We start from the raw sequence: 15,567 nt of genomic DNA, 5'->3' as shown, positions 1-15,567 counted from the left end.
GCCGCCGTGCCCGGCTGGCGGTGAGCGGAAGGCGCGCGCGGCGGCCGGTGCCGGCAACAAAAAACCCGGCTTGCGCCGGGTTTTCGGTCAATCGCCTGCCAATGCAATCAGGCGGCGGCCTGGATCGCCTTGATGCGCGCGGTGAGGCGGCTCTTGTGGCGGGCAGCCTTGTTCTTGTGGATCAGGCCGCGCGAGCTGAAGCGGTCGAGGATCGGCTGGGCGACCTTGAAGGCTTCCTGGGCGCCAGCGGCGTCGTTGGCGTCGAGCGCCTTGAGCACTTTCTTGACGGCGGTGCGCAGCATCGAACGCTGGCTGTTGTTGCGCAGGTTGCGCACGACGGCCTGCTTGGCGCGCTTCTTGGAGGACTTGATGTTGGCCACGATGAATTCCTGGGTGACCCGGGCGTGCCGGGTTTGAGCTTGGGACGGGGAAACGAACGGGAAATTATGGGCAATCCGCCGGTCACCGTCAACCATGAAACCGCGGGGACGCGGCGATGAGCGCGCCGAAGCCGGCCCGGGCCGGCCGCCAGGGGGGGATGCTGCGGTCGACGGCGATCTTCAGCCTGATGACCTTCATTTCACGCATCGCCGGATACCTGCGCGACTGGCTCCAGGCCAGCCTGTTCGGCGCCGGTCCGGCGGTCAGCGCCTTCGTGGTCGCCTACCGGATCCCCAACTACCTGCGGCGGATCTTCGCCGAGGGCTCGTTCTCGTCCGCGTTCGTGCCGGTGCTCTCCGAGCTCCGGCAGAAGGGCGACCAGGAGGCGCTGCAGGACTTCATCGACCATATCGCCGGTGCCCTGCTGGCCATCGTGGTCGTGGTCAGTGCGCTGGGCGTCCTGCTGGCGCCCTGGGTGGCCAAGCTGTTCCTGCTGCTGGCCAGCGCGGATGCGCAGACGGTGCCGCTGGCCGCCGACATGCTGCGCATCACCTTCCCGTACCTGACCTTCATTTCGATGACCGCGCTGGCCGGCGCCGTGCTCAACAGCTTCCGCCACTTCGGGCTGCCGGCGCTGACCCCGGTGCTGCACAACGTGGCGATGATCGCGGCGATGCTGCTGCTGGCTCGGCATCTGGAAGTCCCGGAATCATCGATGGCCTGGGGCGTGCTGGCCGCCGGCATCCTGCAGATGCTGGTGCTGTGGCCGGCGATGGCGCGGCTGGGCCTGCGCACGCGGTTCCGGTTCAACCTGCGGCATGCCGGGGTCAACCGGGTGATCCGGCTGATGCTGCCGACGATCTTCTCGTCCTCGGTGGCGCAGGTGAACCTGCTGGTGGGCACGGTGTTCGCCTCGCTGCTGGTGGTCGAGGCGCAGTCCTGGCTCTATTACTCCGACCGGCTGACGGAACTGCCGTTGGGCCTCTTCGGCGTGGCGATCGGCACGGTGATCCTGCCGCAGCTTTCGCGCCACCACGCTGACGATGATGCCGCCGGCTACTCGCGCTCGCTCGACTGGGGCCTGCGCATGGTGCTGCTGGTCGGTGCGCCGGCGGCGCTGGGCCTGGCGCTGCTGTCCGAGCCGCTGACCGCGTCGCTGTTCCGCTACGGCCGGTTCAACGACGAGGACACCCGGATGGTCGGCTACAGCCTGACCGCGATGAGCATCGGCATTCCGAGTTTCATGCTCAGCAAGGTGCTGTTGCCCGCGTTCTATGCACGCCAGGACACGCGCACGCCGATGCGCGCGGCGATCGCCACGGTCATCGCCAACGTCATCCTGACCGTCGCCTTCGTCACCCCGCTGTGGATGCTCGGATTCAAGGCCGCGCACGTGGGCATCGCCGCGGCGACGGCGCTGGCGGGCGTCCTCAACGCCGGCCTGCTGTGGCGCTACCTGCGCCGGCAGGGCATCTACCGACCGCTGCCGGGCTGGGGGCGCTGGGTGCTGCAGATCGCGGTCGCGCTGCTGGCGATGACCCTGGCGGTGCTGGCGGTGCGCGCCTGGGCGGGCGACTGGCTGGCCCTGCGCGCGGTCGTGCGCTGGCTGTGGCTGCTGGGCGCAGTGGCCGCCGGCGGCGTGGCCTATGGCGTGGCGCTGCTGGCGCTGGGCATCCGTCCGCGCCACCTGCGGCATTGACGGGCTTGGGTTTGTTGCGCCGCAGCTATACTTTTCGGTTCCGGGCAGCGCGAAACCCTCGCGGCGACTGGTCTTCCACGACCGGGCGGCCCGACATCGAGAATCCATGAACCGGCTGTTCCGCGACGTCGAAGGCGGGCCCCTGTGCCCCCACGGCAGTGTGGTCTGCATCGGCGCCTTCGACGGCCTGCACCTGGGGCATCGCGCGCTGGTGGGCCACGCGGCCGGGCGCGCGCGCGCGCTGGGCGTGCCGATGGTTGCGCTGAGCTTCGAGCCGCTGCCGCGCGAGTTCTTCGCCCGCGGCGAGCCGCCGCCGCGGCTGCAGCTGCCGCGGGCCAAGTTCGAGGGCCTGCGGGCGCTCGGCGCGGACCTGGTCGGCCTGCTGCGCTTCGACGCCCGCATGGTGGCGATGAGCGCGGAGGACTTCGTGCGCAGCGTGCTGGTGCGGCGGCTGTCGGCGCGCGAGGTGCACGTCGGCCCGGATTTCCGCTTCGGCCATCGCCGCGCCGGCGACCTGGCCACGCTGCAGCGCGAGGGCGCCGCGCTCGGTTTCACCGCAGAGGCCATAGCACCGGTCCGGCTCGATGGCGAGCGCGTATCGAGCACCCGCATCCGCGCCGCGCTGCAGGACGGGGCGTTCGACGTCGCCACGCGCCTGCTCGGTGCGCCGTATGCGATCGGCGGGCGCGTCGTGCGCGGCCGCCAGCTCGGCCGCACGCTTGGCTACCCGACCGCCAACCTGCGTTTCGACGACAAGCGGCCCGCGCTGTCGGGCATCTATGCCACCCGCGTGCACGGCGTCGGCGCGGATCCGTGGCCGTCGGTGTCGAGTTTCGGCACGCGGCCGACGGTGGGCGGCATCGAGCCGCTGCTTGAAGCGCACCTGTTCGATTTCGACGGCGACCTGTACGGTCGCCGGATCGAGGTCGAATTCGTCGCCAGGCTTCGGGACGAAGAGAAGTTTCCCGACCTGCCGGCCCTGGTCGCGCAGATGGACCGCGACGCGCAGCAGGCGCGGCGCCTGCTCACCCCCGAGCAAGAGTCCGCATCCGCGGACTTCCCACGAGCAGTATCGAGACGATGAGCCCAGCGTGAGCGCAGACAAACCCATCAAGGCGGACAACCCCTACAAGGCCACGCTGCACCTGCCGGCCACCGATTTCCCGATGCGCGGCGACCTGCCGAAACGCGAGCCGGACACGCTGGCGCGCTGGGAGTCGGAAGGGCTTTACGCGCGGCTTCGCGAAAACGCGAAGGGCCGCGACCTGTTCGTGCTGCACGACGGCCCGCCGTACGCCAACGGCGTGATCCACCTTGGCCACGCGGTCAACAAGATCCTCAAGGACATCATCGTCAAGTCGAAGTACCTGGCCGGCTTCGATGCGCCGTACATCCCGGGCTGGGACTGCCACGGCCTGCCGATCGAGATCGCGATCGAGAAAAAGTACGGCAAGGTCGGGGTGAAGCTCGACGCGGTCGAGTTCCGGCAGAAGTGCCGCGAGTACGCGAACGCGCAGATCGACGTGCAGCGCAGGGACTTCAAGCGCCTGGGCGTGATCGGCGACTGGGAAAACCCGTACAAGACCCTCGACTTCAGGTTCGAGGCCGACGAGATGCGCGCGCTGGCCAAGGTGATCGACAACGGCCACCTGCTGCGCGGAGTCAAGCCGGTGTACTGGTGCTTCGACTGCGGCTCGGCGCTGGCCGAGGCCGAGATCGAGTACCAGGAAAAGGTTTCGCCCGCGGTCGACGTAGCCTACGCCGCGCGCGACCCGCAGGCACTGGCGCGCGCCTTCGGCGCGGTGCTGCCCGAGGGCGTCGAGGTCGCGGTGCCGATCTGGACCACCACGCCGTGGACGCTGCCGGCGTCGCTGGCGGTATCGCTGGGCGCGGACCTGGAATATGCGCTGGTCGAAGGCCCGTCGCGCGGCGGCGCGCGCCGCTGGCTGGTGCTGGCCGAAGGCCTGGTCGACAAGGCCCTGCAGCGCTACGGCGTCGGCGAAGCGATCGTGCATGGCCGCGCCACCGGAGCGGTGCTGGAAGGCCAGTTGCTGGCGCACCCGTTCTATGCCGGACGCGATATCCCGCTGATCCTCGCCGACCACGTTTCGGCCGAGGACGGCACCGGCGCCGTGCATACCGCGCCGGGTCATGGCCAGGAGGACTTCGTTGCCGGGCAGAAGTACGGGCTGGTCGAGAAGTACGCCGCTGGCCAGCTCAATCCTGTGGACGGGCGCGGCGTGTACCTGCCGTCGACTCCGCCGGCGGGCGATGTCGAACTGGCCGGCATGCACATCTGGAAGGCCAACGACGCCATCGTCGAGGTGCTGCGCGGCAGCGGCGCGCTGCTCGCGCTGGCGAAGATCGAGCACAGCTACCCGCATTGCTGGCGGCACAAGACCCCGGTGGCGTTCCGCGCCACGCCGCAGTGGTTCATTTCGATGGACCAGGCCAACCTGCGCCGCGATGCGCTCGCCGCCATCAACGACGTGAAGTGGTATCCGGCCTGGGGCGAGGCGCGCATCGCCGGCATGGTCGAGGGGCGCCCGGACTGGACGATCTCGCGCCAGCGCACGTGGGGCGTCCCGATCGCGCTGTTCGTGCATCGCGAGAGCGGTGAGCCGCATCCGCGCAGCACGGAGATCATGCGCGCCGTGGCCGATCGCGTCGAGAAGGATGGCGTCGACGTCTGGTATTCGCTCGATCCGGCCGAACTGCTCGGCGACGAAGCGAAGGACTACGACCGCATCACCGACATCCTCGACGTCTGGTTCGATTCGGGCGTCACCCACGAAGGCGTGCTGCTCGAGCGTGGCCTCGGCAAGCCGGCCGACCTGTACCTGGAAGGCTCCGACCAGCACCGCGGCTGGTTCCAGTCGTCGCTGCTGACTGGGGTGGCGATCGACAAGGCCGCGCCCTACCGGCAGTGCCTGACGCATGGGTTCACCGTCGACGAGCACGGCCGCAAGATGTCGAAATCGCTCGGCAACGGCATCGAGCCGCAGGACATCATGAAGACGCTGGGCGCGGACATCCTGCGCCTGTGGATCGCATCGGCCGACTACAGCAACGAGATGTCGCTGTCGCAGGAGATCCTCAAGCGCAACGCCGATGCGTACCGCCGCGTCCGCAACACCGCGCGTTTCCTGCTCGGCAACCTGCATGGCTTCGATCCGGACAAGCACCTGCGTCCGCTCGACGACATGGTCGCGCTGGACCGCTGGATCGTGCACCGCGCGTTCGAGGTGCAGCAGAAGATCGTCGACGCGTACGGGCGCTACGACTTCGCCGGAATCGTGCAGGCGCTGCTCAACTTCTGCAGCGTCGACCTCGGCTCGTTGTACCTCGACGTCACCAAGGACCGGCTCTACACCATGCCGGAGGATTCGCGCGGGCGTCGCAGCGCGCAGAGCGCGATGTACCGCATCGCCGAAGCCTTCGTGCGCTGGATCGCGCCGGTGCTCAGCTTCACCGCCGACGAGATGTGGGGATACCTCCCCGCGTCCGTCGACGGAATCGCGCGCAAGGACAACGTGCTGTTCGCGACCTGGTACGACGGCCTGGCGCCGATGGCCGACACCGCGACGCCGTCGGCCAAGGAGTTCGAGGCGCTGCTGGTGCTGCGCGAGCAGGTGGCCAGAGTGCTCGAGCCGATGCGCGCGGGCGGCGCAATCGGCGCGGCGCTGGAGGCCGAGATCGAACTGAAGTGCGGCGTCTCGGACCAGAACTGGCTGGCGCCGCTGGCCGACGAACTGCGCTTCCTGCTGATCAGCGGGGACGTGTCCATCGTCGCCGACGACGACGCCCACGAGATCACCGTGCTCGCAAGCCCGACGCACAAGCCCAAGTGCGTGCGCTGCTGGCACCATCGCGCCGACGTCGGCAGCGATGCCGCGCACCCGCAGCTGTGCGGCCGCTGCGTGTCCAACATCGAAGGGCCGGGCGAAGACCGGAAGTGGTTCTGACGGTTCCTTCTCCCTCCGGGAGAAGGTGCCCGAAGGGCGGATGAGGGTACGCAGTACCAGTTTGCACTGTCGACGCGTATCGTCCGCATCCTCATCCGGCGCTGCGCGCCAGCTTCTCCCCGCGGGAGAAGAAACAACAACAAGAAGCGAAGGGCATCATGTCGACACACCCCAAACCTAACGCGCTGGCCTGGCTGGTCCTCTCGGCCATCGTCATCGCCCTCGACCAGTGGACCAAGGCCTGGGTGCTGTCGAGCCTGCCCGAATACACGCCGGTACCGGTGATCGACGGCTTCTGGAACTGGTACCGCACCTACAACACCGGCGCGGCGTTCAGTTTCCTGTCCGACGCCGGTGGCTGGCAGACCTGGCTGTTCTCGGCGCTGGCGGTGGGTATCAGCGGGCTGCTGGCGTTCTGGCTGTCGCGCACGCCGCGCGGCGACTGGCGCACGGCGCTGCCGTTCGCGCTGGTGGTGGGCGGCGCGGTGGGCAACGTCATCGACCGCCTCGTCCACGGCCACGTCATCGACTTCATCCAGTGGTACTGGCGCGACCACTACTGGCCGGCGTTCAACGTCGCCGATTCGGCGATCGTCGCCGGCGCGGTCGGGATCGCGCTGTTCGGCCTGTTCCAGCGCAAGCCGGCGTCCGCGTAGGAGCGCCCCATGGACGCGATCGCCTTCCCGCCGGCAACCTCGCCGCGCCCAAGCGGCGCTCCCGCCGGGTTTGCGGTGCCGGAGTAGAATCCACATCATGGATATCGTCCTCGCCAATCCCCGCGGTTTCTGTGCCGGCGTCGACCGTGCGATCGAGATCGTCAAGCGCGCGATCGAGACGCTCGGCGCGCCGATCTACGTGCGCCATGAAGTCGTGCACAACCGCTACGTGGTCGACGACCTCAAGCAGCGCGGCGCGATCTTCGTCGAGGAACTCGACGAGGTGCCCGACAACGCCACCGTGATCTTCAGCGCCCACGGCGTCTCGCAGGCGGTGCGCAGCGAAGCCGAACGACGCGGGCTCAAGGTGTTCGACGCGACCTGCCCGCTGGTGACCAAGGTGCATTTCGAGGTCGCGCGCCACTGCCGCGCTGGCCGCGACGTGGTGCTGATCGGCCATGCCGGCCATCCCGAGGTCGAAGGCACGATGGGGCAGTGGAACCGCGAATGCGGGACCGGCCGCATCTACCTGGTCGAGGACGTCGAGGACGTGGCCGCGCTGGAAGTCGGCCAGCCCGGAAACCTCGCGTACACCACCCAGACCACGCTTTCGGTGGACGACACCCGCGGCGTGATCGAGGCGCTGCGCGACCGCTTCCCCGCGGTCCAGGGGCCGAAGAACGACGACATCTGCTACGCCACCCAGAATCGCCAGGACGCGGTGCGCGATCTGGCCGCGCAGTGCGACCTGGTGCTGGTGGTGGGCTCGCCGAACAGTTCCAACTCCAACCGCCTGCGCGAGCTGGCCGAGCGCGAGGGCGTCGAGGCCTACCTGATCGACGGCGCCGACGAGATCGACCCGCAGTGGGTGGAAGGCCGCCGCCACATCGGCGTCACCGCCGGCGCCTCGGCCCCCGACGTGCTGGTGCGCGGCGTGATCGAGCGCCTGCAGGCGCTGGGCGCCGCCGCCGGCCTGCGCGAGCTGTCCGGCGAGCCCGAGAACATGGTCTTCGCGCTGCCCAAGGAGCTACGCGTGCATCTGGTCGATTGACCCTGCCCTCGTGGAAACCTAGAATCCACAGCCCGCGACCCGCCCTGGTCGCGTTTTGCAACATCGCCGGAATAGCTCAGTTGGTAGAGCGGCGCATTCGTAATGCGTAGGTCGTAGGTTCGATTCCTATTTCCGGCACCATCTTGACCGCAGTATCGAGCTATCCATGGATCCGATCGCAATAGAAGACCTTGCCCTGCTCGAGGTGCTGCAACGGGTCGACCAGTGCCTGCCGATGGACTCCGGCGACACCAGGATCCAGCAGCGCCTGATCGACAGTGGGCTGGTGACGCTGGATACCGATCCCCCACAGCTGACCACGGCCGGCATCGAGCTGTGCAAGTCGCTGCAGCATCGGGTGGCTGCCGACGCGCAGGCGGCGAAGATCATCGAGAAGCGCGAAGCCACCGGAAGCGAAACCGGGACACGGCCGGAATCGGGTTGATGCATCCTGCGCCCGGCAGCGGCGCGTCTGGCAGGCGATCCCCAGAGCAGTGCGAACCTGTCCGACGCCATCGGCCGGCTCCCTGGCTGGGCGGTGCGGAGGTCATGCCAGCATGAGCAGCGGAGCCAGCTGATCGCGGAGCGTCGAGGCAACCGGCAATCTCTCTCGCTGCGACCGCCGGCCGGTATGCTGCCGGCCAATACAGAGCTCTGGAAGAACCGATGGCCAAGGCCAGGACCGCCTACGTCTGCAGCGAATGCGGCGCCGAGTTCAACAAATGGCAGGGCCAGTGCGGCGAATGCGGGGCGTGGAACACGCTCTCGGAGATCGTGCTGGAGTCGGCTGCCGCGGCAAAGTCGCCGGCATCGCGGCGCAGCGGCTGGGCGGGGAAGGTCGACGCGCCCAAGGTGACCGCGCTCAAGGACGTCCGCCATCACGAGGATGCGCGCGTCAGCACCGGCATCGGCGAGTTCGACCGGGTGCTCGGCGGCGGCCTGGTCGAGGGCGCGGTGGTGCTGGTCGGCGGCGACCCCGGCATCGGCAAGTCCACGCTGCTGCTGCAGGCGGTCACGCAGATGGCGGCGACGCTGCCGGGGCTGTACGTCACCGGCGAGGAATCGCTGGCGCAGGTGGCGGGGCGCGCGGCGCGGCTGGGTCTGCCGCTCGACGGCGTCAACGCGCTGGCCGAAACCGGGGTCGAACGCATCCTCGAACACGCCGCCGCGCTGCAGCCGAAACTGATCATCGCCGATTCGATCCAGACCCTGTGGACCGAATCGCTGACCGCCGCGCCCGGCTCGGTCAGCCAGGTGCGCGAGTCCGCCGCGCGGCTGGTGCGCTATGCCAAGGAAACCGGCGCCGCCGTGTTCCTGGTCGGCCACGTCACCAAGGAAGGCGGCATCGCCGGCCCGCGCGTGCTGGAGCACATGGTCGACGCCGTGCTGTACTTCGAAGGCGACAGCGGCAGCCGCTTCCGCGTACTGCGCGCGTTCAAGAACCGCTTCGGCGCGGTCAACGAGCTGGGCGTGTTCGCGATGGGGGAAAGGGGCCTGAAGGAAGTGCCGAATCCGTCGGCGATCTTCCTCTCCGGCGGCAGCACGCAGCAGCCCGGCAGTTGCGTGATGGTCACGCGCGAAGGCACGCGGCCGCTGCTGGTGGAGGTGCAGGCGCTGGTGGACTCTTCGCCGCTGTCGAATCCGCGCCGGGTCGCGGTGGGCCTTGAGCAGAATCGCCTCGCCATGCTGCTGGCGGTGCTGCATCGCCACGGCGGCATCGTGGTTTCGGACCAGGACGTGTTCGTCAACGTCGTGGGCGGTATCCGCGTGCAGGAAACCGCGGCTGACCTGCCGGTGCTGCTTGCCGTGCTGTCGTCGCTGCGCGACCAGCCGCTGGCCGACAAGACTGTCGCCTTCGGCGAAGTGGGCCTGAGCGGCGAGATCCGGCCGATCCCCAACGGCGAGGAGCGGCTTAAGGAAGCGGCCACGCACGGCTTCAGGCGCGCGATCGTGCCGAAGGCCAATGCGCCCAAGGGTGGCAGCTACAAGGGCATGGAAGTGGTTGCGGTGGAACGACTGGCAGACGCGCTGGAGATCGCGGAGTAGTGGTGAAACGTACTTCACCATGACGCGAACGGCGGGCGAGTGTAAATGGGCGCCGAGTCTCCCCATTCAAGGGAGATGATCATGCCCCATCTATCCGGATGTCCTACGGCCCCCGCTGACTGCGGTGGCGATGCTTGGTGCTTGGCAATTAAGCCGACTCGATGGCATCCCGTTTGCCGGGTGCGTCGAGTGCTTTTACCAGCGCGACGCACAGTTTCTCCAGCGCATCTGGATCGATCGGCACCGGATCCGGCGATTCGGCGACCTTGTCGGAAAACGCTGCCTTATCCCACCAGCGCGCATCCTCGCGCATGATCCTCGCTGATTCGCTGTCGAGCATCGAAAGCAAATCCACATTATCTTCCCGGGTTTCCGAAAGGATATGTTCGATCAACTCCGGTGCGAGCACCCACGGCGAACTTCCGGGAAGTGCGAGTTGTTCCGACAAGATGAAATCGATCCGGCTTGCATGGGCGTGAGGCCTCAGTTCGCGGTTCCGCTGGAACAGGCGAAGGATTACGCTTGGCAAGCTCGAGTTTACCATGGGTCTCGTGTCGGGCGAATCTGTTTCCAGGATGTAGGCGTACATGTCGGCCACCACGTCATCCGGCAACAGGCGCACGGTGACAGACTTGACGCGGGGTATCGATTTCCACTCCCGCATGCGCGCACCCCACATGCTGCGCTTCAACCGATGCATCAACCATTCTTCATAAGGTTTGTCTTTCCAGGCCCCCCATTGCCACCATGCCGAATTCAACAACGGGGCATGCGGCCTGACGTATGCGAAAACATGTGCATCCAATCCTGCCTGTTCCAGGATATCTCGCCAATTTTCCGCTTGATATATCCATGCTTCCTGAGAAAGAAGAACGTCGTGCTTAATGTCCCTCAGAGCCTTTCCAATTGAGGCCAGGTCCATTCTCTTCAGTGCCATTGTCGAGGGGGATGTTCTATAGCCTCCAATTCCTGCGCTTTTGCGCAAGTGATCCCCTCGAACCAGAAGTCCTTTGGCATCGATGGCGATGTACTCGACGGTCGAACCATCACGGCGTTCGAGATTCGCGTGCTGTGTCAACGAGGACTGTATGGCGCTCGAACCACATTTGCCGGCGCCGATATGAAGAATCAGTGTCATGATCGCAAGAGATCCGCAAGAACATTATTTTATGGTCAAGGCGGGATTGTCGTCGAGCAACTGACGAATGAGCGGCGGATTGCGAGCCAACACATGATGTCAAACCGCTTGGTCATGGTCTCATGCCAAGCCGGACAAGGGCTTCCGTCGATGCTCGGGGAGAGGCGTCGGCAAGGCGGAACATGGTTTCCTGTCTGCGTCCTTGTACGCGAGGAAGCACCGAAAGCGGGAAACTACGAGGGATTGGGAGTGATGGCGGCCGAACGCCGTCGGATGATTCGCGTAGTCCGACTGCCTTGCCGCGCAGCGGCATGGCATGGAGCGATCAATGCCCGCCTGCCGCGCCGCCGCCGCCCATCTTGGCCGCAAAGGGCGGCTTGGCGAGCCAGACGAACGCGATCACGCCAATGAACAGGATGCCGAGCAGGTGGAAGAGTTCGTTGAAGCCGATCTGCGCGGCCTGCTGGGCGATCATGTGGTCGAGCATCATGGCACCGCGCTGCAGGTCGCCCTGGCCCAGCGCCTCGACGGTCTGGCGGAGCGCCGGGTCGGTGGCAGGGATGTGTTCGGTGAGCTGCGCGTGGTGGACAACGGTGCGCTCGTTCCAGGCCCACGTGGTCAGCGATGCGGCGAAACTGCCGCCCAGGGTGCGGAAGAACGTCGCCACGCCCGAACCCGAGGCGATCTCGTGCGGCTCCAGGTCAGACAGCAGGATCGTCAGCACCGGCATGAAGAACAGCGCGACGCCCAGGCCCATCCACAGCTGCACCATCGCCACGCGCTCGAAGTCGACGTCGAGGTTGAACCCGGCGCGCGCGAAGCTGGTGGCGGCCATCGCGATGAACGCAAGGCTCGCCACGATGCGCAGGTCGAAGCGGGCTGCGTACTTGCCGACCAACGGGGTCAACAGCACCGGCAGCACGCCGATGGGCGCGGTTGCCAGGCCTGCCCAGATGGCCGTGTAGCCCAGGTTGCGCTGCAGCCAGAGCGGCACGATCAGGGCCACCGAGAAGAACGCCGCGTAGGCCAGCACCAGCGCCACCGTGCCGGTGGCGAAGTTGCGGTGGCGGAACAGCCGCAGGTCGACGATCGGATCGTCGTCGGTCAGCTCCCAGATGAAGAACACGGCCAGCGCGATCGCCGCGACGATCGCCAGCACCACGATCCTGGTGGAGTTGAACCAGTCCTCGTCGTTGCCCAGGTCGAGCAGGATCTGCAGCGCGCCGACGCCGACCACCAGGGTCGCAAGGCCGACGTAATCCATCCGCGGCTTGTCGAGCCTTTCCGGACGGCCGCGCAGCTGGCGGGCGACCACGAGGCTGACGAAGATGCCGATCGGCACGTTGATGAAGAAGATCCATTCCCAGCTGTAGTTGTCGGTGATCCAGCCGCCCAGGATCGGGCCGGCGATCGGCGCGACCACGGTCACCATCGCCAGCAGCGCGATGGCCTGTCCGCGCTTGGCCGGCGGATAGATCGAGATCATCAGCGCCTGCGCCACCGGGTACATCGGGCCGGCGACGAAACCCTGCAGCGCGCGCGCGGCCACCAGCATCTCCATCGACCTGGCCAGGCCGCACAGCAGCGACGCGATCGCGAACGCGAACGTGGCCCAGATGAACAGCCGGCGCTCGCCGAAGCGGCGCGTCAGGAATCCGGTCAGCGGCAGCGCGATCGCGTTGCTGACCGCGAACGAGGTGATGACCCAGACCGCCTGGTTGGCGCTGGCGCCGAGGTTGCCGGAAATCGTGGGCAGCGAGACGTTGGCGATGGTGATGTCCAGCACCTGCATGAACATCGCCAGCGCAATGCCGATCGTCGCCAGCGCCATGTTTGGCGGGCGGAAGGGCTGCGCGGGATCGCGTGCGGACGGCGTGTCGCCGTCAGCCTGGTCGACGGTCGTGGACATGGCCGTGGATCAGTTGCGCGTGCCTTGCGGCAGGTTCTGTTCGATGATGCGCGCGATCAGCGCATTGGCATCGTCGAGCTGGCTGGCGTAAGCCTGCGTGCTCAGCAATGGCTCGGCGGCCTTGCGCGCAGTGGCCATCACCGCGCCGTCCTGGTCGCGGAGGGAAACGTCCACGGCCATGCTCAGGCCGAGCCGCAGCGGGTGTTCGGCCAGTTGCTTCGGGTCGAGCTCGATCCGCACCGGCACGCGCTGGACGATCTTGATCCAGTTGCCGCTGGCGTTCTGCGCCGGAAGCAGCGAGAACGCGCTGCCCGTGCCGAGCCCCAGGCTCGCCACCTTGCCGTCGTACTTCACGCTGCCGCCGTACAGGTCGGCGCGCACCTCGACCGGCTGGCCGATGCGCATCTTCGTCAGCTGGGTTTCCTTGAAGTTGGCCTCCACCCACATCTGCTCGATCGGCACGATGGTCATCAGCGTGGTGCCCGGCTGCACGCGCTGGCCGAGCTGCACGTGGCGCTGGGCGACGTAGCCCGACACCGGCGCGACGATCGCCGTGCGCTGGAGGTTGAGCCAGGCCTGGCGCAGCTGCGAGGCCGCGGCCTGGACCTGCGGTTGGCCCTGCACGGTGGTGGCGTCGACCAGCGCGCGGCTGCGTGCCAGCTGGCCGTGCGAGGCCGACAGCGCGGCCTCGGCGGCGGCGAGCATGTCGCGCGCATGCGCGAGCTCTTCGCGCGACACCGCGCCCGTGGCGACCAGCCCTTCGCGGCGCTTCACGTCTTCGCGCGCCTGCGCCACCGCGACCTGGCGTGCCCGGATGTCGGCCTGCCCGGCATCGACGTTGCTGTAAAGTCCGCGCACCTGGCGCACGGTGCCGGCGAGATTGGCGACGGCCTGGTCGTAGGCGACCTGGGCGTCGTTGCGGTCGAGCTCCACCAGCGGCTGGCCGGCTTCGACCTTCATGCCGTCGTCGGCGTCGATGGCGATCACCGTGCCGATCGTCTGCGGCACGATGCTCACCACGTTGCCCTGCACGTAGGCGTCGTCGGTGTCCTGGTGCCAGCGTGCGACCAGCAGGTAGTACGCCAGCCAGGCGACGCCGGCGACGAGCACGATCGCGGCGAGGATCAGCAATGCACGCTTGCGCTTGCCGTTCTTCGGCGTGGGCGCGGCGGTGGCAGTGGCGGCTTGCGGATTGATTTCGGAGGTCATGGCGTGGGGGCCCCGGCAAGGTCTGGGTTGGAATCTGGTTCGGCGGCGGCATCCCGTCCGACAGGCGCAAGGCCACCGCCGAGCGCGCGGTCGAGGTCGACCGTGGCCGCATAGCGCCGGGCGCGCAGCGCGGCGAGCTGCTGTTCAAGCTGCAGCAGCGGGCGCTGCGCCGACAGCACGTCGAGCTGGGTGCCGAGGCCGGCCTGATAGCGGGTGTCGGCGAGCTTCAGCGCGGACTCCGCGGCGTCGCGCGCCTGCGTGGCCGAGGCGATCTGCGCGTCGAGCGATCGCGCCGCCTGCACCGCGTCGGTGACTTCATGCAGCGCCGCCACCAGCGCCTGGTTGTAGCCGGCGACGGCGAGGTCGTAGTCGGCGTCGGACTTTGCCAGCTGGCTGCGCAGCGCGCCGCCGTCGAAGATCGGCAGGCTGATCGCGGGGCCGCCGAAGCCCAGCAGTGCGTCGCTGCTGAACAGGTCGGACAGGCCGGCGGACGCGAGCCCGACCAGCGCGTTGAGGTTGATGCTGGGCTTGAACGCGGCCTTGCTCGCGTCGATGCCGCGGCTCGCGGCCTCCACCCGCCAGCGGGCGGCAACGACGTCGGCGCGGTGGCCGAGCAGTTCGCTGGGCAGTACCGCCGGCACGGCGGGCGAGGGCGCGTCGAGCAGGCGCGGGCGGGTGATGTCGAGGCCGCGATCCGGACCCTTGCCGAGCAGCGCGGCCAAGGCGTTTTGCAGCGCCTCGATCTGCTGTCGCGCGGCCTGGCCCTGCTGCGTGGCCATCGCGATGGTGCTTTCCGACTGGCGCAGCTGCAGCTGGTTGTCGAGGCCGGCGTCGACGCGCTGCCGGCTCAGGTCGCGCAGGCGCGAGGCGCGGGCCTGTTCGCGCTGGGCGACGTCCAGCATCTCGTATGCCTGCGCGAGCGCAACGTAGCTGCGCGCGACGTTCGACGACAGCGCCAGCCGCGCGGCCTGCGCATCGACCTGCGCTGCGCGCGCCTGGCCGACCGCGGCCTCGTACTTCGCGCGCTTGCCGCCCCACAGGTCGGGCGACCACTTGAAGTCGAGCATCAGCACCGTGCTGGCCTGCAGGTCGCCGCCCAGGGGCGCGGGCGCGAGCGTTTCGGGCAGCTGCACCGCGGTCTCCTGCGCGCTGGCACCCAGCGTCGGCTTGCGCGCGGCGTCGGCCAGCCCGGCCTGTGCCTGCGCCTGGCGCAGGCGCGCGTCGGCGGCGGCCAGCGAAGGGCTGTCCTGCAGCGCTTCGCGGATCAGTGCGTCGAGCTGCGGATCGCCGAGGGCGTTCCACCAGTCCTGCGCCGGGAATGCGGCGTCGCTGAGCGCCGGCGCGCCCAGGCTGCGGCTGCTGGCGAGCGAATCGGCTTCGATCGGATGCCCCTCCGGTGCAAGTCCGCGGGTGCTGGCGCAGCCGGCCATGACCAGCGCGGCGGCGGATGCGCAACAGACGGAAAGCACGAAGGGCAGCCCGCGGCGCGGGCGATGGCGTTGGGCGGCCATGG

The 15,567-nt window shown here is 68.2% G+C and carries 12 protein-coding genes and 1 tRNA gene; 8 read left to right on the top strand and 5 right to left on the bottom strand.

From position 1 onward, the window contains the following. Positions 1-107: 107 nt before the first annotated feature. Positions 108-380, bottom strand: a complete 273-nt coding sequence (gene rpsT / locus H570_RS0114045; protein ID WP_027081296.1) for a 30S ribosomal protein S20 — start codon at positions 378-380, stop codon at positions 108-110. A 116-nt stretch (positions 381-496) separates the two neighbouring features. Here rpsT and murJ point away from each other — a divergent pair, with 116 nt between their 5' ends. The 8 genes from murJ to radA all read left to right on the top strand — a co-directional run bounded on the left by murJ (position 497) and on the right by radA (position 9,798). After that, the gene (gene murJ, locus H570_RS0114040; protein WP_084500280.1) at positions 497-2,080 is read left to right on the top strand and encodes a murein biosynthesis integral membrane protein MurJ; all 1,584 of its coding nucleotides are present in this window, start codon (positions 497-499) and stop codon (positions 2,078-2,080) included. Positions 2,081-2,186: 106 nt separating this feature from the next. Further along, complete coding sequence (locus H570_RS0114035) at positions 2,187-3,164, top strand: bifunctional riboflavin kinase/FAD synthetase (RefSeq protein ID WP_027081294.1); 978 nt, start codon at positions 2,187-2,189, stop codon at positions 3,162-3,164. Positions 3,165-3,246: 82 nt separating this feature from the next. Next, positions 3,247-6,045, top strand: coding sequence for an isoleucine--tRNA ligase (ileS, locus tag H570_RS0114030; RefSeq protein ID WP_051176482.1), 2,799 nt, complete (start codon positions 3,247-3,249; stop codon positions 6,043-6,045). Positions 6,046-6,203: 158 nt separating this feature from the next. Further along, a complete protein-coding gene (gene lspA, locus H570_RS0114025) occupies positions 6,204-6,701 on the top strand; it encodes a signal peptidase II (protein ID WP_027081292.1) in 498 nt (165 codons plus the stop codon). 97 nt (positions 6,702-6,798) lie between these two features. Next, positions 6,799-7,752: a 4-hydroxy-3-methylbut-2-enyl diphosphate reductase gene (gene ispH / locus H570_RS0114020; RefSeq protein WP_027081291.1), complete on the top strand. Its 954-nt coding sequence runs from the start codon at positions 6,799-6,801 to the stop codon at positions 7,750-7,752. Between the two features lie 65 nt (positions 7,753-7,817). Then, positions 7,818-7,893 (top strand) — tRNA-Thr (locus tag H570_RS0114015). Positions 7,894-7,918: 25 nt separating this feature from the next. Next, on the top strand, positions 7,919-8,197 hold the full coding sequence (locus H570_RS0114010; protein WP_027081290.1) for a hypothetical protein: 279 nt from the start codon (positions 7,919-7,921) through the stop codon (positions 8,195-8,197). A gap of 221 nt (positions 8,198-8,418) precedes the next feature. Next, positions 8,419-9,798: a DNA repair protein RadA gene (radA, locus tag H570_RS0114005; protein ID WP_027081289.1), complete on the top strand. Its 1,380-nt coding sequence runs from the start codon at positions 8,419-8,421 to the stop codon at positions 9,796-9,798. A gap of 148 nt (positions 9,799-9,946) precedes the next feature. Here the strand turns inward: radA and H570_RS18995 are convergent, their stop codons facing one another. The 4 genes from H570_RS18995 to H570_RS0113985 all read right to left on the bottom strand — a co-directional run bounded on the left by H570_RS18995 (position 9,947) and on the right by H570_RS0113985 (position 15,565). Next, a complete protein-coding gene (locus tag H570_RS18995) occupies positions 9,947-10,936 on the bottom strand; it encodes a hypothetical protein (protein WP_156899995.1) in 990 nt (329 codons plus the stop codon). A gap of 325 nt (positions 10,937-11,261) precedes the next feature. Further along, complete coding sequence (locus H570_RS0113995) at positions 11,262-12,845, bottom strand: DHA2 family efflux MFS transporter permease subunit (protein WP_027081287.1); 1,584 nt, start codon at positions 12,843-12,845, stop codon at positions 11,262-11,264. 9 nt (positions 12,846-12,854) lie between these two features. Then, a complete protein-coding gene (locus H570_RS0113990) occupies positions 12,855-14,054 on the bottom strand; it encodes an HlyD/EmrA/EmrK family protein (RefSeq protein WP_027081286.1) in 1,200 nt (399 codons plus the stop codon). After that, positions 14,051-15,565, bottom strand: a complete 1,515-nt coding sequence (locus H570_RS0113985) for an efflux transporter outer membrane subunit (RefSeq protein ID WP_084500278.1) — start codon at positions 15,563-15,565, stop codon at positions 14,051-14,053. Before H570_RS0113985 ends, H570_RS0113990 begins: the two co-directional genes overlap by 4 nt. Positions 15,566-15,567 lie beyond the last annotated feature (2 nt).

Origin of the sequence: Luteimonas mephitis DSM 12574 (genome assembly GCF_000422305.1) — a bacterium.
GTDB lineage: Bacteria > Pseudomonadota > Gammaproteobacteria > Xanthomonadales > Xanthomonadaceae > Luteimonas > Luteimonas mephitis.
Note: the sequence above shows the minus strand (reverse complement) of the source record. Positions and strands in the feature narration are given on the sequence as shown.